General features: G+C 45.0%; 17 protein-coding genes. 8 read left to right on the top strand and 9 right to left on the bottom strand.

Translation table 11 applies throughout. From position 1 onward, the window contains the following. The first annotated feature begins 20 nt into the window (after window positions 1–20). Window positions 21–770, top strand: a complete 750-nt coding sequence (locus AC6H3C_RS11945) for a tetratricopeptide repeat protein (protein ID WP_497521065.1) — start codon at window positions 21–23, stop codon at window positions 768–770. A 90-nt stretch (window positions 771–860) separates the two neighbouring features. Beyond that, window positions 861–1,727, top strand: a complete 867-nt coding sequence (locus tag AC6H3C_RS11940; protein ID WP_497521064.1) for an enoyl-ACP reductase FabI — start codon at window positions 861–863, stop codon at window positions 1,725–1,727. Between the two features lie 55 nt (window positions 1,728–1,782). On the opposite strand, the gene cobA is transcribed toward AC6H3C_RS11940, so the two are convergent. Further along, window positions 1,783–2,550, bottom strand: coding sequence for a uroporphyrinogen-III C-methyltransferase (gene cobA / locus AC6H3C_RS11935; RefSeq protein ID WP_497521062.1), 768 nt, complete (start codon window positions 2,548–2,550; stop codon window positions 1,783–1,785). Window positions 2,551–2,732: 182 nt separating this feature from the next. On the opposite strand from cobA, the gene AC6H3C_RS11930 reads away from it, so the two are divergent. Beyond that, the gene (locus AC6H3C_RS11930) at window positions 2,733–3,668 is read left to right on the top strand and encodes an IS982 family transposase (RefSeq protein WP_497516243.1); all 936 of its coding nucleotides are present in this window, start codon (window positions 2,733–2,735) and stop codon (window positions 3,666–3,668) included. Between the two features lie 8 nt (window positions 3,669–3,676). Here AC6H3C_RS11930 and AC6H3C_RS11925 read toward each other — a convergent pair whose 3' ends face one another. From AC6H3C_RS11925 to AC6H3C_RS11900, 6 genes are all read right to left on the bottom strand, one after another. Continuing rightward, window positions 3,677–4,501, bottom strand: coding sequence for an NAD-dependent epimerase/dehydratase family protein (locus AC6H3C_RS11925; protein ID WP_497521060.1), 825 nt, complete (start codon window positions 4,499–4,501; stop codon window positions 3,677–3,679). A gap of 60 nt (window positions 4,502–4,561) precedes the next feature. Beyond that, window positions 4,562–5,299 (bottom strand): uroporphyrinogen-III synthase, encoded by a 738-nt coding sequence (locus tag AC6H3C_RS11920; protein ID WP_497521058.1) that lies wholly within the window; start codon window positions 5,297–5,299, stop codon window positions 4,562–4,564. 5 nt (window positions 5,300–5,304) lie between these two features. Next, window positions 5,305–6,999 carry an NADPH-dependent assimilatory sulfite reductase hemoprotein subunit gene (locus AC6H3C_RS11915; protein WP_497521056.1) on the bottom strand — a complete coding sequence of 565 codons (1,695 nt, stop codon included), beginning with the start codon at window positions 6,997–6,999 and terminating at the stop codon, window positions 5,305–5,307. 112 nt (window positions 7,000–7,111) lie between these two features. Next, the gene (locus AC6H3C_RS11910) at window positions 7,112–8,905 is read right to left on the bottom strand and encodes an assimilatory sulfite reductase (NADPH) flavoprotein subunit (RefSeq protein ID WP_497521054.1); all 1,794 of its coding nucleotides are present in this window, start codon (window positions 8,903–8,905) and stop codon (window positions 7,112–7,114) included. Next, window positions 8,895–9,359 (bottom strand): precorrin-2 dehydrogenase/sirohydrochlorin ferrochelatase family protein, encoded by a 465-nt coding sequence (locus AC6H3C_RS11905; RefSeq protein WP_497521052.1) that lies wholly within the window; start codon window positions 9,357–9,359, stop codon window positions 8,895–8,897. Before AC6H3C_RS11905 ends, AC6H3C_RS11910 begins: the two co-directional genes overlap by 11 nt. A gap of 5 nt (window positions 9,360–9,364) precedes the next feature. Further along, on the bottom strand, window positions 9,365–9,595 hold the full coding sequence (locus AC6H3C_RS11900; protein WP_497521050.1) for a DUF2061 domain-containing protein: 231 nt from the start codon (window positions 9,593–9,595) through the stop codon (window positions 9,365–9,367). Between the two features lie 425 nt (window positions 9,596–10,020). On the opposite strand from AC6H3C_RS11900, the gene AC6H3C_RS11895 reads away from it, so the two are divergent. From AC6H3C_RS11895 to AC6H3C_RS11875, 5 genes are all read left to right on the top strand, one after another. Continuing rightward, window positions 10,021–10,329, top strand: coding sequence for a chorismate mutase (locus AC6H3C_RS11895; RefSeq protein ID WP_497521048.1), 309 nt, complete (start codon window positions 10,021–10,023; stop codon window positions 10,327–10,329). Between the two features lie 3 nt (window positions 10,330–10,332). After that, window positions 10,333–11,283, top strand: a complete 951-nt coding sequence (locus tag AC6H3C_RS11890) for an aldolase catalytic domain-containing protein (RefSeq protein WP_497521046.1) — start codon at window positions 10,333–10,335, stop codon at window positions 11,281–11,283. 179 nt (window positions 11,284–11,462) lie between these two features. Beyond that, window positions 11,463–12,191, top strand: coding sequence for a hypothetical protein (locus AC6H3C_RS11885; protein ID WP_497521044.1), 729 nt, complete (start codon window positions 11,463–11,465; stop codon window positions 12,189–12,191). Between the two features lie 237 nt (window positions 12,192–12,428). Then, window positions 12,429–13,367, top strand: a complete 939-nt coding sequence (locus AC6H3C_RS11880; protein ID WP_497521042.1) for a polyprenyl-phosphate transporter — start codon at window positions 12,429–12,431, stop codon at window positions 13,365–13,367. 10 nt (window positions 13,368–13,377) lie between these two features. Continuing rightward, the gene (locus AC6H3C_RS11875) at window positions 13,378–14,127 is read left to right on the top strand and encodes a shikimate dehydrogenase family protein (RefSeq protein WP_497521040.1); all 750 of its coding nucleotides are present in this window, start codon (window positions 13,378–13,380) and stop codon (window positions 14,125–14,127) included. Here the strand turns inward: AC6H3C_RS11875 and AC6H3C_RS11870 are convergent. Further along, on the bottom strand, window positions 14,124–17,111 hold the full coding sequence (locus AC6H3C_RS11870) for a PEP/pyruvate-binding domain-containing protein (RefSeq protein WP_497521039.1): 2,988 nt from the start codon (window positions 17,109–17,111) through the stop codon (window positions 14,124–14,126). The two genes, AC6H3C_RS11875 and AC6H3C_RS11870, sit on opposite strands and share 4 nt — an antisense overlap. Before the next feature lie 116 nt (window positions 17,112–17,227). Next, window positions 17,228–18,301, bottom strand: a complete 1,074-nt coding sequence (locus AC6H3C_RS11865; RefSeq protein ID WP_497521038.1) for a 2-oxoacid:ferredoxin oxidoreductase subunit beta — start codon at window positions 18,299–18,301, stop codon at window positions 17,228–17,230. Window position 18,302: the final 1 nt, after the last annotated feature.

Genomic DNA, 18,302 nt, shown 5'->3' with positions numbered 1-18,302 from the left:
TAAATAAAAAAGTAGGAAAAATGAAAGCGATCATTCACATCATATTCTTCCTGGTCATTTCAACGGGAATTTTTGCTCAGGAAACCGTTCTTGAAAAAGCAAACCAGCATTACATAGCCGGCGAATATGCCGAAGCCATTGAAGCCTACCAGGAGATACTGAACAGCAACCTGGAGTCTGCCGAAGTTTATTACAATCTGGGTAATGCTTATTACAAATCAGGACAATACACCAAATCAATCCTCCATTACGAACGGGCCAAATTACTGGCGCCTAACGACGAAGACATTCAGTTTAACCTGGAATTGGCCAACCAGTACGTGATCGATGCCATTGAGCCGCTGCCTCAGGTTTTTTTCATCCGCTGGTGGAACGACATCACCAATAAATTTTCGACCGACGGCTGGGCCAAAATCAGTGTCATTTCCTTCCTGATCACCTTGGTTTTAGCCGGATTTTTCTTTTTCAGCCAAATCCCGGCTGTAAAACGAATCTCATTTTGGTTCGGAATTTTAATTGTAGTTATTTCCATTTTAAGTTTTAACTTTGCCGCCCGGCAGAAAAACCGGATGACGGAGCATAAATTCGCGATTATCACGCAGGCAAGCGTAACCGTGAAAAGCTCACCCTCTGAAAGCGGCACCGACCTGTTCTTAATTCACGAAGGATTAAAAGTTGAGATTAAGGACAGCATCGGAAGCTGGAGAGAAATCCGCTTAGCGAATGGCAACCAGGGGTGGTTACCTGAAAGCAGTTTAGAAAAGATATGATATAAATGCCGGCAAACGCCGGTTTTTTTTGTTGAAGAGATTTTTAAAACCATTTTAAACGCGAGTTGTTTAACTCATAAATTTAAAATCATGGCTTATAATTTACTAAAAGGTAAAAGAGGAATTATTTTTGGCGCGCTGAACGCCGAATCCATTGCATGGAAAGTGGCCGAGCGTGCTTTTGAAGAAGGCGCAACCTTCACATTAACCAATACTTCCGTAGCCCTGCGTATGGGCGATACAGCCCAACTGGCTGAAAAATGCAATGCACAACTAATTGCGGCAGATGCAACCAGTGTTGAAGACCTGGAAAACCTGATCCGGGAATCGGTGAAGATTTTGGGAGGAAAGATTGACTTCATCCTGCATTCCATCGGGATGTCCCCCAACGTAAGAAAAGGCCGCCATTACAGCGATCTGGACTATAATTACCTGGAGAAAACACTTGATATTTCAGCTGTTTCCTTTCACAAAGTATTACAGGTTGCCCGTAAACTGGATGCCATCAATGAGTGGGGATCAGTCGTCGCCCTTTCCTATGTGGCAGCCCAACGTACCTTTTACGGGTATAACGATATGGCTGACGCCAAAGCCCTGCTCGAATCAATTGCCCGAAGCTTTGGCTACATTTACGGAAGAGAACGGAATGTACGCATCAACACCATTTCGCAGTCGCCAACGCGGACAACCGCAGGAAGCGGGGTAAAAGGCATCGATAAATTACTCGATTTTGGAGAACGGATGTCTCCCCTGGGTAATGCAACAGGTGACGAATGCGCCAATTACTGTATCACCCTCTTCTCCGACCTGACACGGAAAGTGACCATGCAAAACCTTTTCCACGATGGCGGATTCTCGTCGATGGGGATGAGCCTGCGTGCCCTGGAACAATACGAAAAAGGATTGGGTTGCGACTGTGAGTGCGGACCTGCTGAAGGCGATCACCAATTTGATTAAGACCAAATTCATGATAAACAGAAAAGCCGTCCGAAACTGAACCGGATGGCTTTTTTTATTTCAAAACCGAACCATCGCCTTTAAGCGGCTGCGCATATGTACCCAGAATAATCAGAGAAGGCATAGGCGGATCTTCTGCTTTTAAAAAACAGGCGATTTCGCCCAGGGTTGATGTAAAAATTTTCTGGTCGGGATGCCCCACCCGGCTGACAATTTGCAGAGGAGTTCCGGCGGGGATAGCAAATTTTTGTAATTCTTCTGACAAAAATCCGAGATTCTTCAATCCCATATAAATCATGACAGGAGCATCTGTTTTCAACACCGACGCCACGACCTCAATATCGTCGAACCCGCCGTTCCGTTTATGGCCGGTGTAAAAAAGCGCCATGCTGTTTACTCCCCGCAGGGTCGCCGGAATGTGGAAGTGTGCAGTAGCCGCCAGTCCGGCAGTAATACCCGGAATAACTTCAACATTCAGATTCTCGGAAAGACAAAATTCGAGCTCCTCTGCCCCACGCCCGAAAATGAACGGATCACCGGCTTTCAGGCGCACAACGCGCTTCCCGGCAAGGGCAAATTCCCGGAGTTGCCTGAGTATTTCGTGCTGACGCTCTGTTTGAAGCTGCCCATCCTGATAATGTTTGCCCGCATATATTTTCAGGCAATGAACAGAGGCCAGTTCCAGGATTTCGTCGCCGTGCAAAGCATCGTACAAAATCACATCAGCCTGCTCAATCCTGCGAAGAGCACGTAGGGTAAGCAATTCCGGATCACCCGGGCCCGCGCCAACGATAGAAATCAAGTGGTTAGGGATATTGGACATTGGATTGGATTGGATTGGATTTGTTACTGGTTACTGGTCACTGGTCACTGGTCACTTAACACTCTATTTTAACGTGAGTTTTGGATATAAACAGCTATTAGTTAATAACTTATGATAGTTCAATAGAGATTGTATTTAAAAAAATGGGAGCTTTTAAGTGCAAAACATAAAACAAAGCTCCCATGACAGAAAATTTGGAACTAAAATTAATTGAAATTTTTTGTTGTGCCGATGATTTCTGCCAACAATTTGAGAAAGAAATAGAGCATAAATTAATACCCGTGGTATTGCAAAACAAAAAATCCAAAGTCCCCTGCGGGTTATCAATGAGTGAGATGATGGCCGTTGAAATGTTTTACCATTTACAGGGGAGCAAATGTTTCAAATATTATTACAGGTACTTTGTAGAGGTACACCTGAAAGGCTATTTTCCAGGCTTGCCTTCCTACAACCGTTTTGTCCAACTCAAACCCAGGATGCTGCTATACCTTTTTTGTTTTTTGCTGGCCTGCAGGATGGGGGCAGTTACCGGAACTTATTACATTGATTCGGCCAAACTGGTGGTTTGCCATAACCTGCGGATACATTCGCACAAGGTTTTTAAAGGGCTGGCCAAAAGGGGGAAGACCTCGACAGGTTGGTTTTTTGGCTTGAAACTGCATTTGGCCATCAACCAGTTTGGGGAGATTGTTTCCTTCATTATAACCCCCGGAAATGTGGCGGACAACAACCTTGAATTGGGCGTCAAGCTATGTAAAGGTCTGTGCGGAAAGCTTTTCGGGGACAAAGGCTACATTAGTGAAAAGCTCCGGGAAGCATTGGCAAGACAAGGGCTCCTGTTGATTACAAAAACCAAAAAGAACATGAAAAATAAGTTAATGTTTTTCGAAGACAAGAGGTGGCTGCAAAGCCGGGGGGTGATCGAATCGGTCATCGATCTGCTAAAGCATATCTGTGATATAGAGCATTCAAGACACAGAAGCCCGGTAAATGCGATGGTCAATGTCCTGGCAGGCCTTGCTGCATACTCGTTCCTTGACCATAAACCATCGGTTAAAAATAAGAATATAAGGTTCCGGGAGTATTTATTCCTGAACTATTTACCATTAGTCGCTTAACCCAAAACTCACGTTATTTTAGTCAAATAATCCATCGGGCTTGGATATTTAAATTGGTATCCCAAACTCCGGATCAATTTGGTGCTGTCGACAATCTTGTATGGTTCCCTCACATCTGCAAATTCCGGCGCAGGCAATCCGGATACAGCTGATGCTCTTTCATAAAATTCTTTTCGCGTTGGATGCGCCGGACAGCAGGCATTGAAGGTATCTCCCCACACCTGTTGACGAATCAATTCACGAATAATCCCGATACAGTCATCCTGATGGATCAGGTTCACGGGTTTCGTGCCTCCCAAAGCTTCCCGCTGGCGACTTAAAAAGCGGGCCGGGTTTCTGTCGGCGCCAATTAAGCCGCCGAAGCGCAAAACGGTTGTCCTGAAGTTCGGATTGCGCCTGAGTAAATTCTCCGCAGCAACCAGTGCCCTTCCCGAAGGTTTGTCGGGAACTAGCTCGTCTTCTTCGGTAGCTGTACCCTCCGATTCGGCATAAACGGAAGTAGATGAAATAAACAATACCTTTTCGGTTTTATGTCTCTCCAGTAAAGCGGTCAGTTGCCTGATCTGGTTTGGAAATACCGTTTCGATATCGGGTATTCTCCGCGGCGGAATGGCCACGATAACCAGGTCGCTGCCGAAAAATCCCGGATTGTCAAACTCCACACGGTCTTCGTAAATCACCAACCGGTACGGACGGATTCCGGCCTGTTCCATTCTTCCGAACTTTATCGGTTCAGTCACTGACCCTTTCACTTCAAAACCGTCATTCAGCAATACTTTGGCAAGCGGAAAACCAAGCCAGCCGCAACCTAATACGGATATTCTTTTTATCATACTCCCTGTAACAATGTTTTGGCTGTCGGGTTATTTGATAACCCGGTTTTCTGCCAATACTCAATAAATAATCTTTCTTTTGGGTTCCGGTTGGTTCATCTTTTTGATAATCCGGTCGACCGAGTACTTCACAAATGAAAGTTCTTCCTGATCGGGAGAAACATTTACCGAGTTCGGGAAAACTTTCCAGGCAGTCATGGCCGTATTCTCGCCAACTGCCATAATCTGGGCCTTGGGAGGCGGAAAGTTACCGGATGCTTTATAATTTTCAATAGCCGTAGGGCTGAAGAACAGGTAAGCATCAAAAGCTTCATTAATCCACTTTTCAATCGGTGTATTTTTATAAACTTCCATTTCATGCGCCGGAACTCCCAGTACAAACAAACGTTCATACAAATCATTCAAGGCTTTGTCGCCACGCAGATAAACCACACGTTGCCCGCTGCTGTTTTCAGCAATGAGTTGCGCCAGCGACAAGGTGTTGGGCTCAGCGGCCAAATGAATCTTCATACGTGTTTTGCGCAGAATATCCCGCTGTTTTTCCGAGAGGCAGTAAATTTCGTGTTTCGAACGTAAACCAAAGTGCCGCCGAAACCGCAGCAGCCAGTGAGCGGCGTACGAGCTGGTAACAACCAGGCTCACCTTTTCATCTTTTATCGATTGCAGAAATTCCACCTTCGGTTTGCGGAACTGAATACGGATAAAAGGATGTTCGATAAACCGGATCGGCTGTTTTTTTAACCAACGCCGGGTAGCAGCCGATAAACTTCTTCCTATAAATATTGAAGGTAATTCCATTTTTATCAGTGTTTAAAATCTTTTCCTTGTACTGTTTCCTTTACATATCCTTTACGAATAACGAAATCGCCAAAACCCTCGCCTTGTTTTCGCTCCTGTGCAAAATCGGCAATAACCGGGCGAAGTTCGGCAAGAATTTCTTCTTCGGAAAGCGTTTCTTTGTAGAGGGTATTCAAACGCGTACCGTTTAAATTTCCTCCCAAATAGAGGTTGTAATGATCGGGGGACTTGCCAATAAAACCAATTTCAGCCAGATACGGCCTTCCGCATCCGTTGGGGCAACCGGTCATACGAATCACAATTTCTTCTTTTAATAAATGATACTCATCCAGAATCAGTTCCAGTTTTGAGATCAGCGAGGGCAGGTAACGTTCAGCCTCTGCAAAGGCCAGCGCACAGGTGTTTAAGGCAACACAGGCAATTGAGTTTTGCCGCAACCCGGATAGCGGCACCGGCCACACGCCGTATTTTCCAAGAATCCGGTTAACCTTGTCCTTTTCTGTGGTGTTGGCAATAATCAGGTTCTGGTTTCCCGTCAAAATAAACCGGGCATCCACCTGCCGGGCAATTTCCCGCAAAGCGGTTTTCAGTTTCAGCACTTCGGTATCTTTAACACGACCGCCTTCGACAAACAAGTTCAGACTCCATTTTCCATTCGTGCTTTTTACCCAGCCATAACGATCGCCATTACGCGTAAACTGATACGCACGGGCGGGCTGGAGCGAATAACCCAGGTATTTGTTCAGCTCGCCCTTAAACCAATCCAGGCCATTATGATCGATGGTATATTTCAGGCGGGCCTGCTTCCGGTTTTGCCGGTTACCATGATCTTTTTGAACCAAAACGACTTTTTCGGCTACATCCACTGCCTGTTCGGGCGTACAAAAACCAATCACATCGCCCAGGCGCGGATAGGTTTCCGGAATACCGAAAGTTGAACCAAAGCCACCGCCAACCACGATATTATAGCCGACCAGTTTTCCGTTTTCCTGTATCGCGATATAACCTAAATCCTGCGAAAACACATCAACATCGTTATACGGCGGAACAGCAACTCCTATTTTAAACTTCCTTGGAAGATAGCGGTTACCGTAAATAGGTTCCACATCTTTCTTACCGTCAACCAATAGCGTTTTGTCGAGCCAGATCTCGTGATAGGCGGTTGTTTGCGGCGTTAAATGAGCCGAAATGTCTCCGGCGAGTTGATATGCCTGCGCATGAATCTCCGACTCTTCGGGATTGGCATGAGACATCACGTTCCGGTTGACATCACCGCAAGCCGCAATGGTATCCATCAAAGCCTCATTAATTCCCTGAATGGTGAGCTTCAGTTTCTTTTTAATGACGCCGTGCAACTGGAAAGCCTGACGTGTCGTCAACTTTAAGGTTCCGTTGGCGTGTTCATCGGCCAAACGGTCCAATTGCAGCCACTGCGCCGGCGTGGCAACTCCTCCCGGCAGCCGGACACGAATCAGGAAAGAGTAGGCCGGCTCCAGTTTCTGGCGTTTGCGCTCTTTTTCCAGATCGCGATCGTGTTGCTGATAAATACCGTGAAATTTCGACAATTGGGTATCTCCATCGGCAATTGCTCCGGTTACCGGATCGGCCAGGCTTTCCACCAGGGTTCCGCGTAAGTAATTGCTCTCGTACTTCAGCTTTTCCGTTTCTGATAATATGCTCCAATCTATTTGCTCGCTCATTTCAAATCCTCTTTTTTCGATTAGTAAGCATTTATACGAATTAAATATACGTATTTATACTTACTATCTCAGTGGTTTATTTTTATTTTTAACAATTAAATAACACGATCACTTAATACACATCGGCCTGAAAACGCTTTTCTTTTTTCAGTTTTCTGAAATATTCCCTGGCTTGCTCTTCACTCATACCACCCTGTGTTTGAAGGATATCCAGCAAGGTTGATTGTACATCTTTGGCCATGTGTTTCATATCGCCGCACAGGTAAAAACTGGCGCCATTTTCCAGCCAGTTGAACAGCTCGGCTTGTTGCTCGGCCAAACGGTGCTGCACGTAAACTTTCTCATGCTGATCGCGTGAAAAGGCCAGATCAATCTTTCCGAGATAGCCTTTTTTCAGGTACTTCTGCCATTCAATCTGGTACAGGAAATCGGAGCTAAACCGGCGCTCGCCGAAAAACAGCCAACTTTTTCCTTTCTGGTTCGAAGCTTCGCGTTGCTGCAGGAATGCCCGGTATGGAGCAATTCCGGTTCCCGCCCCCACCATAATAATAGGCGTTTCTTCATTCTGAGGCAATCTGAAGCCCGGGTTACGTTCAATGAATACAGGGATTTCCTGATCAATCTCAATCCGGTCGGACAGATAAGTTGACGCTGCTCCCTGACGTTCCCTTCCTTTGTTTTCGTAGCGAACGGTTGACACCGTGATGTGGACTTCATCTCCGACGAAATCCTGGCTGGAGGAAATCGAATACAAACGCGGAGGCAAAGGCCGCAGCAGATCAACCAGTTCCTGGGCAGTCAGCGCAAAGGGAAACTCCTGGATCAAATCAAGCACATCGTGCCCCCATAAATACTGATCGAGTAATGCTTCTTCATCCACTATTTTTGTAACGGCCTCCAAGCCGGTTTTTTCAGCATATTTTTGAATAACATCCCTTGTGAGCAGCGTAATTTCCAATTGATGCCGCAGTGCATTTTCCAGTGTAAATTCACCCTTCTTAATTTTGACGATCGCTCCGGCATCCAGCTTTAAGCTTTCGAGTATTTTCTCAACCAGTGCAGGCGGATTATCGGCCAGGATGCCAAGCGAGTCACCCGGTTGATAAGAAATACCGGATCCGGCAAGTGAAACTTCAACATGATAAACTTCCTTGTCAGACTCGCGTCCGGTAATTTTCACTTTATCCAGGATTGTTGCCCGGTATGGATTTTTCTGGTTATAGACAACCGCTTCCAAAACTTCAGATCCATTCAACGACAATGACGGGCTCACCGGAACCTGAGTCGCTATTTTAGCCACAACGGCATCTATCCATTTGGCAGCGTCTTCTTCATAATCCACATCGCAGGCGACGAGGGGAACCAATTCACTGGCTCCTGCTTTTCGTAAGGCTTCGTCCATATCCAGTCCTGTCTGGCAAAACAATTTGTAACTCTTATCGCCCAAGGCCAGGATCGAGTAATTCAGACCCGGAAGTTTCGGGACCCGGTTGCCGGTGATGAAGCGGTGAAAATCCTCAGCCATTTCGGGCGGTTCGCCCTCTCCGTGCGTGCTCACGATGATGAATACATTTTTTTCATTTTCCAGCTGCTTCGTGTTATAATCATCCATCGGAAAAACCGAAGCGCTGAGCGATTGCCGGGCAAACTTTTCTTTCAGTTTTTTGGCCAGGCTTTCACTGCGGCCGGTATGCGAACCGTACAAAATAGTCAGTGAAATCGCGGCCGCAAGCGCCTCTGGTTGGCTTTGAACAAGAGCATCCGGCTTCACTTGTTGATCCCCACCCGCCGTCAACCCTTGAAAATAACCACTCAGCCAGATCAACTGTTGGGGCTGAGCGCCCTCAAGTAATTGCTCAAGCGCTTTTGCCTGCGCTTCATTTAAAGGATTCAATTTAATACTCATCAGTTTTGTTTTTATTTTCCAAATATTCTTTTATTTCGTCTCTAAGCCGGATGGATTCAAACACATCTTCTGCATTTGAGCTAACAGCCACCCGCATATTATTTCGTTGATAAATAGCCGGAGATACAAACTGGCAAAGAGCCGGTTGATCGTGAATATTGACCAGAACACCTGTTTGCTTTCCGTCAAGTGCAATCTGCCGGTCAAGTTCCGGGTTGTTTGTGCACGAACAGAGAAGCAGAAAGCCCTTCAGGTCAGTCTTTTCGTAGGCTTTTTCCCGATATAAAATCCCGCTGTTTTTAATTTCGTCACAAACGGTTAGCGCAACCACCTCCAGCGAGGCATCAAAACGGTTAAAAATCTGTATCTTTTTCCAGGCGCTTTGCCCTCCTCCAATAATCAGGATTTTTTCTCCGGCAATATTGATGGCTATGGGTAAAAAGTTTTTCTTCATGGCTATCAGATTTGATACTCGATGTTTGAACTGTCAATTTTCCCGAATTTGATCTTGTTCCAGGTACGTTCGTGCAAAAAGTATAGAAACATTTTGGTAAACAATTCAACTCCGCCAATAGTCACAGCAAAATCAAGATGTCCGGTCACCAGCCAGGCAATCAGCATGGTGTCCATGGTTCCGATCGTTCTCCACGAAATACTTTTTACAACACTACGGTAAGGTTTCTCTCTCATTTCGCTCTTTGTTCATTCTGTTATGTCAATTTTTAAATCTTTCTCAACCGCCTAAAAACAAAAAAGCCCTCTGCTGTTGCAGAAGGGCTTTTCGTTTTATTCAGATTCAATCTAATATACCAAATCTAACTTCTTTCCTTCTGCAAAAAAGAACCACAACACATACACATCATCATGTTTGCGTTATTCAGATTCATTATTGCAGAAGTTGTATTTTTCATCTCAGATATTCTACTCTTTTTTTATTGATGATGCAAAAATAGAGACTAAATCCAATTATCCAAAAAAATAGGATACTTTTTTTATTAAAAAACAGAAAAATGTTTTAAGAAAATCAACTATATCGTTGAAATATATTTCATTTTCCAATAATTAGCCTCAATTTATCTTCATTTTATTATATTTGTGACAATTATCATGAAATTATGAAAGAGGCAAAATCCTGTACAAATATTCATGAAATCAGGCACGAAATTGATCGGATTGACCGAATGGTCGTCGAATTGATCGCCAAACGCCAGGAATATGTCAACGAAATAATACGTTTTAAAACCGACAAAGCCAGTATTGTTGCTGAATCGCGCCAGGATCAGGTTTATCGACAAAGGCGGGCCTGGGCCGAAGAATTAAACCTTTCGGCCGATATGATTGAAGAGGTCTATAAAACAATGATCCATCATAACATAAAAAAAGAGCTGGAATTATTCAGCCAATCAAAAATCAGTATTACTTAACTTATGTATAAAAAGGATATTAAAGTGCTGGACTGTACTGTTCGCGACGGCGGATTGATGAATAAATGGCAGTTCGACAATAAATTTGTGAAGGGTGTTTACGATGCCTGCCTGGAAGCCGGAGTTGATTATATGGAAATCGGCTATATCAGCAGCGAAAAAGCCTTTAACCGGAATGAGGTCGGTCCCTGGAAGTTTTGTTCAAATGGTGATTTACGGCGTATTGTGGGAGAGAACAACACCAAACTTAAGATATCGGCCATGGCCGACATTGGCCGGATTGATCCCGATGATATCCCCCCTGCCGGCGAAAGCGCTATCGACATGATGCGTGTGGCCTGTTACGTACATCAAATGGATAAAGCCATCGATCTGGCTCACCACTGTATGGATAAAGGATATGAAACGACGATTAACCTGATGGCTGTCTCGAAGGTCAACGAACGCGACCTCGAAGAAGCGCTATCAGATGTCGCCCAATCCCGTGTTCCGGTTTTTTACCTGGTTGACAGTTTTGGGAGTATGTACTGCGAAACCGTTGATCATTTACTGAATAAATACAAAAACGCCCTGGGAGACAAAGAAATCGGCATCCATGCACACAATAATATGCAGTTGGCTATGTCGAATACCATTACCGCCCTGATGGGAGGCGCAACTTACCTCGACGCGACCCTGTTGGGCATGGGACGTGGCGCAGGAAATTGCCCGATTGAAATCCTGATCGCCTTTCTAAAAAATCCGAAATACCGTTTATTACCTTTATTACGGGCCATTCAGGAAGAGATTCTGCCCTGGCAGCAAAAGATAGACTGGGGCTACCATGTCCCCTACCTGATCACAGGAGCCTTGAATGAACATCCGAGAAGCGCCATGACCTGGATGGACTCGGAACGAAAAGACGATTTTGTGTCGTTCATGAAAGAAATGCATGACTATGAACTGTTAGAATAAGCGGAGCACAGCAGACAATCCGGTCTATAAGTTATTTTTAAGCCTTTCGCAATGTGAAAGACTTTTTCTACGCTCCAAAAGACATTGACCTTCAAAAAAAAGCAAATTACAATATCAGGCACACCTAAAACGTTCAAGTAACGATAGACCAAAATTATCCATACTTAAAGCTAAGTTACATGAAAACAGTAAAGAATGTTTTGGAGATGGTAATAGCTGTATGTCTTTTGGTGATGACGGCTTGTAATCATGACGACCCTGAAGGGCAAACTGGCGTAAAACTTACCTTTAAAGCCAGTACTTCCGGCACGATGAAGAGTGCATCCACACTGAGTTCCGATCCTGCAGGTATCTATGCAAAATCGGTAGAAATCAGCGACGCTCATATCGGAATCGAGAAAATTGAATTAGAACCGTTTGAGCACGAAAATGCGGATACCCCTGAAAAAGTTGTATTTACCGGACCCTTTGCGGTTAATCTGCTCACAGGAGTTGCCGTTCCTGAAATAAACTGGACAACCGTGACGCCCGGATTGTATGAAGAGATCGAATTTGAAACAGCGGGTGTACTGGAAGGGGGAAAGTCGATCATGCTAAACGGAATAATTCTACTGGCCGATAACAGTGAAGTTCCTTTTGAATTCAGTACATCAAGCGAATTTGAAGTTGAGGTTGAGGACGATGACGGAATTATGATCAGTGAAGGTGTCATCACTGACATTTTAGTCCTTTTTAAACTCGAAAATCTTTTTAAAAGCATTAATCTTGCCTACGCACAGGCTGACGAAAACGGCGTGTTGATTTTTAACGATGAAACGAACCCGAATCTCACTCATTTGCTCAAAAAGAGGATAAAAGAGATTACCTGCTTTGAAAATGACGATGACGATGACGACGACGACGATTAAATGACATCCGTTAATTTAGCTGCAAAAACGATCTCCACGGGAACAACATACCGGTGAGATCGTTTTTATTTTAGCTTGTAAACAGGCGGCATATTTTGCATATCACGGTGCTGCGTTTCTAACCATAAATAAATTTTTCGATTCACTCCGCCATATTTGCTCCCGAAACACTATTTTTGCCAAATTCCGTTTTCAGCGAACCCCGGGAGAACGGCCGGACCACTTAATTTTCTAAAAATGAAAAGAACCACTAAAGATTACCTTTTAATTACGCTTAAAGGGTTAGCCATGGGCGCTGCCGACGTTGTTCCCGGCGTTTCGGGCGGAACAATCGCTTTTATTACCGGTATTTACCAGGAATTGATCGACTCAATCAAATCGATCAATTTTTCGGCCCTGAAATTATTACTCTCCGGTAAATTCAGTGATTTCATGAAAGCTGTAAACGCCCGCTTCCTGCTTAGCCTGGTTTTAGGAATTGGCATCAGCATCGTTTCATTGGCAAAAGGTTTGAAATATTTGCTTGATCATCATCCCATCCTGGTGTGGTCATTTTTCTTTGGCTTAATTGTCGCATCGGCCGTTTATGTGGCCAAAGACATCAAAAAATGGTCGTTAAGCACCTTTATTTCATTGATCACAGGGGTCGTTATCGCCTGGTTTATTACGGTGATCACCCCTGCTGAAGCCAATACCAGCTATCTGTTCATTTTCCTGTCAGGTTCCATTGCCATTTGCGCTATGATCCTGCCCGGGATTTCAGGAAGTTTTATCTTGGTTTTACTGGGCATGTACCGGTTTATCCTGGGAGCCGTTTCCGACTTTAACATTCCGGTGATCGCCATTTTCCTGTTGGGTGCGGCTATCGGGATCATTGCTTTTTCCAATGTTCTGTCGTGGTTGCTAAAAAAATATTATCACCTCACAATCGCCCTGCTTGCCGGTTTTATGATCGGCTCGCTGAATAAAGTCTGGCCCTGGAAACAGGTGATCGAAACCTTTATTGACCGCCACGGACTCGAAAAACCACTGATTGAACAAAACGTATTGCCCACAAATTACCTCGAACTGACCGGGCAGGCCCCGCAACTGGCTTATGCCTTACTGCTTGCCGCCGGTGGTTTTGCTCTTATTTTTGTTGTTGAAGGATTAAGCAAGAAACTGATAAAGAAATAAAGAAATAAAGATGAAAACATACGGATTAATTGGGCATCGCCTGGGATATTCATTTTCGAAAGGATTTTTTACGGAAAAATTTGAAAAAGAAAATCTGCAAGAACATGAATATGTCAACTTTGAACTAAACAGCATCAATGAGTTTCCCGGAATTTTTGAAAAGAATGACCACATTGCAGGCCTAAACTGCACCATTCCGTACAAACAGCAAATTATGCCGTTTATGGACGAGATTGACCAGGAGGCTGCAGCAGTAGGCGCAATCAATACGGTAAAAATTATCCGAGATGCCGGAAAGATGAAATTAAAGGGATACAATACCGATGTGTACGGCTTTGAAAATTCGCTGAAACCCCTGCTGAATGAGAAGCACGAAAAAGCCCTGATTCTTGGCACCGGGGGCGCGTCAAAAGCCATCAAATACATTCTCGGCAAATTGGGTATCGACTATCTTTCGGCCTCGATCGAAGCCGAACTTTTTGAAAAAGAAATCCGTTATGAACAGATTGACGGCAACCTGCTGAAAGAATACCTGATCGTCATACATGCCACGCCGCTGGGAACCTTCCCGAAAGTTGATGCCTGTCCGAACATTCCGTATGAAAAACTAACCAGCGATCATGTATTGTTTGACCTGGTGTACAACCCCGAAGAAACCCTGTTCATGAAAAAAGGGAAAGAGCAGGGCGCCACGATTAAAAACGGACTGGAAATGCTTCATTTACAAGCGAAAAAGTCCTGGGAAATCTGGAACAGCTAATCGCCGCCGATACTGATTAAGGCTTCACGTTTACGCCCGTCCATCAAAACGTTCAGTTCGCGATCGAAGCGTACATGTTTGACAAAGCTGAGTTCTTCAACAAGGCTTTGTTTATTCAACATATCCATATTGACCATGACATCCCGTGAATTATGCGGAACAGAGAAGTAGCCCACATTCATGGAGGTGACATTATGGAAGAAGTGAGAGCCCAGCGAACCATCAAGCGGAAAATCCGACAGACCCAGTTCGAGGATGACCCGCGCCCTCGAAATTTGAGCCCAGGTAACCGGTATACCGGTAAACGGGTCGCGGGTTCCCCAGCGACCAGGACCAATCAAAATATACTCACATCCAGCGATGTCCATCTTTTTATTAAAATGGCTTATTTCGCGGGCAATTTCTTTTGTTTTTGTTTTATCAAATTTTTCTGCCGGAACATAAATGACATCGCGGATTCCCTCCAGCTTCCCGTTGCCCATGCCCCGCTTGGCATACAATAAAGTTTTCTCCCGGTCCATATCTCCCAGGTCAATCACCAAATCTTCTTCGAGCCGGATCAGGGGTTTGATCTGAAGCAGGTAAAATGTCGGTTCTCCATCGTCGCCGCCTTCCGGATCAATGGCATATTCCATTTCCACCGGCGAGCCCATCGCTTCGCGAAACAGGCGCAACAAGAAGCTAAGTGTTGCTGCCAATGGAATCTGATTGTATTTTAATACGTTGGCAAAATTAATCACCCGCGGCCCGCGTACTTCAAGCCCGGGTAATAAATCGTCGTTTTCCGGATCATATACCGAAGCGCAATGTTCCAGCGTGCCGTCGGCTTCGGCTTCCCGAATATGGAGTTTGACGATGGCTGCATCTTCGCCGCCCTTCACCAGGTCGATATCGTGCCGGCTCATGTCCAGAGCATAAAACTCTCGTTGTGAATCCCGTACCTGATCTTTGATACTGCTGGGATTAATATGGGGGTACTTCGGACAAAACCGATAGGCGTTTTCACCACCCACCACGTACATTCCCAAACCCAAGGCTGCCACGGCATAACCATCCTCCGGTTCCATATACGATACCGGGTAATAATTGTACGACTGGGCTACCCCGCTGATCGTCGGGTAATACCGGCCGTGATGCTCGTGCCCCACCACTTCCTGAATGATTACCGCCATTTTTTCTTCTTCAATCTTATAGTTTACCGCATCAAAATAAGCCACGGCCGAGTCGGTAAAGATACTGGCATAAACTAATTTAACTGCTGTTTCCAATTGGCGGTACCTGACCTGTATATCCGGGTGGTTATTGGGAATCAGGTAGGTAGAATAAACTCCGGAAAAGGGCTGCAACAACGAATCTTCAAACAAACCGGACGAGCGGATTGCCAAGGGGCGTATTATCTTTTCGACATATTTATACAGCTTTTCGCGCAGACCTTCGCTCAAACCTGACTCCAAAAAGAGCGACCGGATATGTTCGTAGTTGTTACTGCTGTAAATATCTTCGTGCAGGTTATTTATTTCCAGAAATTTATCAAACTCAATGGCTCCGATGATCGCCGTGGCCGGGATGCGGATGTTAATATTCGGAATAATCTTTTTGAAGTCGATATTTTCAATAAAATTACTCATAAAGGCGACACCACGCCCTTTTCCTCCCAGTGAACCTTTTCCCATGCGAACCACATAGCGTTCGCTTTTCAACAGGTCCGGATCAAAATTAACAATACGCCCCCTGAGTTTTTTCAGGCGCACCCGTTCAAATACATCCAGACAAAATTGCCGCAGTTCATCCGGGCTGCTAAAGTCTTCGAAACGGTAGGGCAACAATTGCTCGGCAATATTAATTTCGCCCCGGGCCATCAGCCAGGTTGAAAAAGAATTACGTTTTCCGTGATAAGCTAAAGCCTCATCCGGCACCACTTTAAACATATCCTGAAATTCCTGCCGGTTATGAGCGACCATAATCGGATTACCCTGTTCATCTTTAAAAACAAAATTCCCAAAGCCCAAACGCTTGTAAATGAAGTTATGGATATCCATGGAAAGATTTTCCGAGTTCTTGTTGATAAACTCGGCCCCCACCTCTTTTGCTCTTGCTGCATTCTTGATATCATGGCTTTGCAATAAAACAGGAATCGGGAAACGTAAAATCTGGTTCACATACCGAAGCAATTCAATCCCGGCATCTTCATCTTCCACACCGTTTCGCTGAAACTTAACATCCGATATGACCGTCAGCAGGTAATCGCGGTATTTATTCAAAATCTTGACCGCATCTTCGTAGGTGCTTACCAGAATTACTTTAGGACGCGCCCTCATTTTTAAGATCATGTGCAATTCATCGGCCGATTCATCCTGTACCAGGTTTTGCGTTTGAGTCATGATGTTGGTGTACATCATCGGTAAATAGCGCGAATAATATTGAATGGAATCCTCTACCAGCAAAATAACTCTTACGTTTCCGTTTTTTGTATCGGCTTCGATATTCTTTTTATCCTCAATATATTTTATCATGGCCAAAAAGACGTTGGAATTGCCGTTCCAAACAAAAACACGGTCGATTGATGCGAATTGATGAGCTGATTTCTGAAAATAACGCAGGTCCCCGTTGTTGTTCACCAGAAGCAAGATCGGAACATCCGGTTTCCGGTGATGGATGACATCGGCCATTTTTACGGGAATCACCTTATCAACGCCAGCCATGATAATAACCAGGTCAAAATCGCGGACCCTAAGCATTCGCAGCGCTTCGGCTTCAGAGTTCACACTGGTAAACCGCGGATAGGTGTACAGGTTGAGTTGCAAAAACTCGCCAAATATTTTATCGGTAAACTGCCCCTCGCGCACGATGGAGTAACTGTCGTACAAAGTAGCCACCAACATGACCTCTTTGACCTTTGTCGGCATGAGTTCTTCAAAGATATCGCGATCACTTTTTTTGTGCTTGTAAATTGATGCAAGGCTAATATGTTCGAGCTTTTCCATAATATTCGGTTTAAAATTGCCCGCGAGAAAATGAACTTAGTGAAGTTAAGGAGAAAATCTGTCTGCCGAAAACAAAAAAAGAGGCCGAAGCCTCTTTTTTGAAACATTTTTTTATCTTATTGCCCGTTAAGCTGGCATTTTTTCTGAAAAAACGGAACCGGTTCTTTGCTGCCCGGTTCATTCACTTCCCAGGTATTCCCTGAACGGAGCAATTCTTCCACCTTGGAGATTTTTCGGGTTTCCTGTACCGTTTGAATTTGTTTCACCACTTCCCGGTCATAAACAGGAGCCTCCACACTGCGAATAACCCCCATCGCTACCGGAAAATCGGGAAAACTCATGTTAATCAATGCCATATGAAGTATCGGATCCGGATTTTTGGCATCGTGTACCAGGATATCATCTGCAGTGTAACCATCCTGTCCGATAGTCACCACTTTCAAGCGGGCATTTTCAAACACCAGTCCCTTTTCATTCTCCTGTCCGAAAATCATGGGCTTACCGTCCTCGAGAAATAACTGACGTTCAGCGCGGTATCTCGGATCGGCAATCTGTTCGTGGATTCCATCGTTGAAAATAACGCAGTTTTGCAATATTTCAACCACCGAAGTGCCGGCATGTTTGGCTGCTTCCATCAGCACCGCCTGGGTGTGTTTCACGTTACTGTCGACTGCCCGCGCAAAAAAAGTACCCCGGGCCCCCAGTACCAGTTGTCCCGGCACAAAAGGATCTTCTACCGTACCGAAAGGCGAGGTTTTGGTAACCACTCCCCGGTCGGACGTCGGTGAATATTGCCCTTTGGTCAAACCGTAAATTTTATTATTGAAGAGAACCAGGTTCAGGTCGATATTACGGCGAACCAGGTGGATAAAATGATTTCCGCCAATCGCCATCGCATCGCCATCGCCGGTAATAACCCAAACATTCAGATCGGGATTGGCCACTTTAACACCCGAGGCAATCGCCGTGGCCCGTCCGTGAATCGAGTGAAACCCGTAAGTACTCATGTAGTAAGGGAAGCGTGACGAACATCCGATACCGGAGATGACAGCAAATTTCTCATGCGGAACATTCATTTCGGCCATCGTACGCTGCACGGCATTCATGATCGCATAATCGCCACATCCCGGACACCAGCGAACTTCGTTCTCACTCTTAAAATCTTTGATCGTATAGTTGAATTCTTGCATG

The organism is Gaoshiqia sp. US2 (genome assembly GCF_059705485.1).
This window is presented reverse-complemented; position numbering and strand designations above follow the sequence as displayed.

Bases quoted from the DNA above. Each gene is read 5' to 3' on its own strand.
- AC6H3C_RS11895 (WP_497521048.1), top strand. From the start codon at position 10,021: ATGAAAGAGGCAAAATCCTGTACAAATATTCATGAAATCAGGCACGAA.
- cobA (WP_497521062.1), bottom strand. From the start codon at position 2,550: ATGTCCAATATCCCTAACCACTTGATTTCTATCGTTGGCGCGGGCCCG.
- AC6H3C_RS11930 (WP_497516243.1), top strand. From the start codon at position 2,733: ATGACAGAAAATTTGGAACTAAAATTAATTGAAATTTTTTGTTGTGCC.
- AC6H3C_RS11905 (WP_497521052.1), bottom strand. From the start codon at position 9,359: ATGAAGAAAAACTTTTTACCCATAGCCATCAATATTGCCGGAGAAAAA.
- AC6H3C_RS11865 (WP_497521038.1), bottom strand. From the start codon at position 18,301: ATGCAAGAATTCAACTATACGATCAAAGATTTTAAGAGTGAGAACGAA.
- AC6H3C_RS11875 (WP_497521040.1), top strand. From the start codon at position 13,378: ATGAAAACATACGGATTAATTGGGCATCGCCTGGGATATTCATTTTCG.
- AC6H3C_RS11925 (WP_497521060.1), bottom strand. From the start codon at position 4,501: ATGATAAAAAGAATATCCGTATTAGGTTGCGGCTGGCTTGGTTTTCCG.
- AC6H3C_RS11915 (WP_497521056.1), bottom strand. From the start codon at position 6,999: ATGAGCGAGCAAATAGATTGGAGCATATTATCAGAAACGGAAAAGCTG.
- AC6H3C_RS11885 (WP_497521044.1), top strand. From the start codon at position 11,463: ATGAAAACAGTAAAGAATGTTTTGGAGATGGTAATAGCTGTATGTCTT.
- AC6H3C_RS11910 (WP_497521054.1), bottom strand. From the start codon at position 8,905: ATGAGTATTAAATTGAATCCTTTAAATGAAGCGCAGGCAAAAGCGCTT.
- AC6H3C_RS11890 (WP_497521046.1), top strand. From the start codon at position 10,333: ATGTATAAAAAGGATATTAAAGTGCTGGACTGTACTGTTCGCGACGGC.
- AC6H3C_RS11900 (WP_497521050.1), bottom strand. From the start codon at position 9,595: ATGAGAGAGAAACCTTACCGTAGTGTTGTAAAAAGTATTTCGTGGAGA.
- AC6H3C_RS11870 (WP_497521039.1), bottom strand. From the start codon at position 17,111: ATGGAAAAGCTCGAACATATTAGCCTTGCATCAATTTACAAGCACAAA.
- AC6H3C_RS11880 (WP_497521042.1), top strand. From the start codon at position 12,429: ATGAAAAGAACCACTAAAGATTACCTTTTAATTACGCTTAAAGGGTTA.
- AC6H3C_RS11940 (WP_497521064.1), top strand. From the start codon at position 861: ATGGCTTATAATTTACTAAAAGGTAAAAGAGGAATTATTTTTGGCGCG.
- AC6H3C_RS11920 (WP_497521058.1), bottom strand. From the start codon at position 5,299: ATGGAATTACCTTCAATATTTATAGGAAGAAGTTTATCGGCTGCTACC.
- AC6H3C_RS11945 (WP_497521065.1), top strand. From the start codon at position 21: ATGAAAGCGATCATTCACATCATATTCTTCCTGGTCATTTCAACGGGA.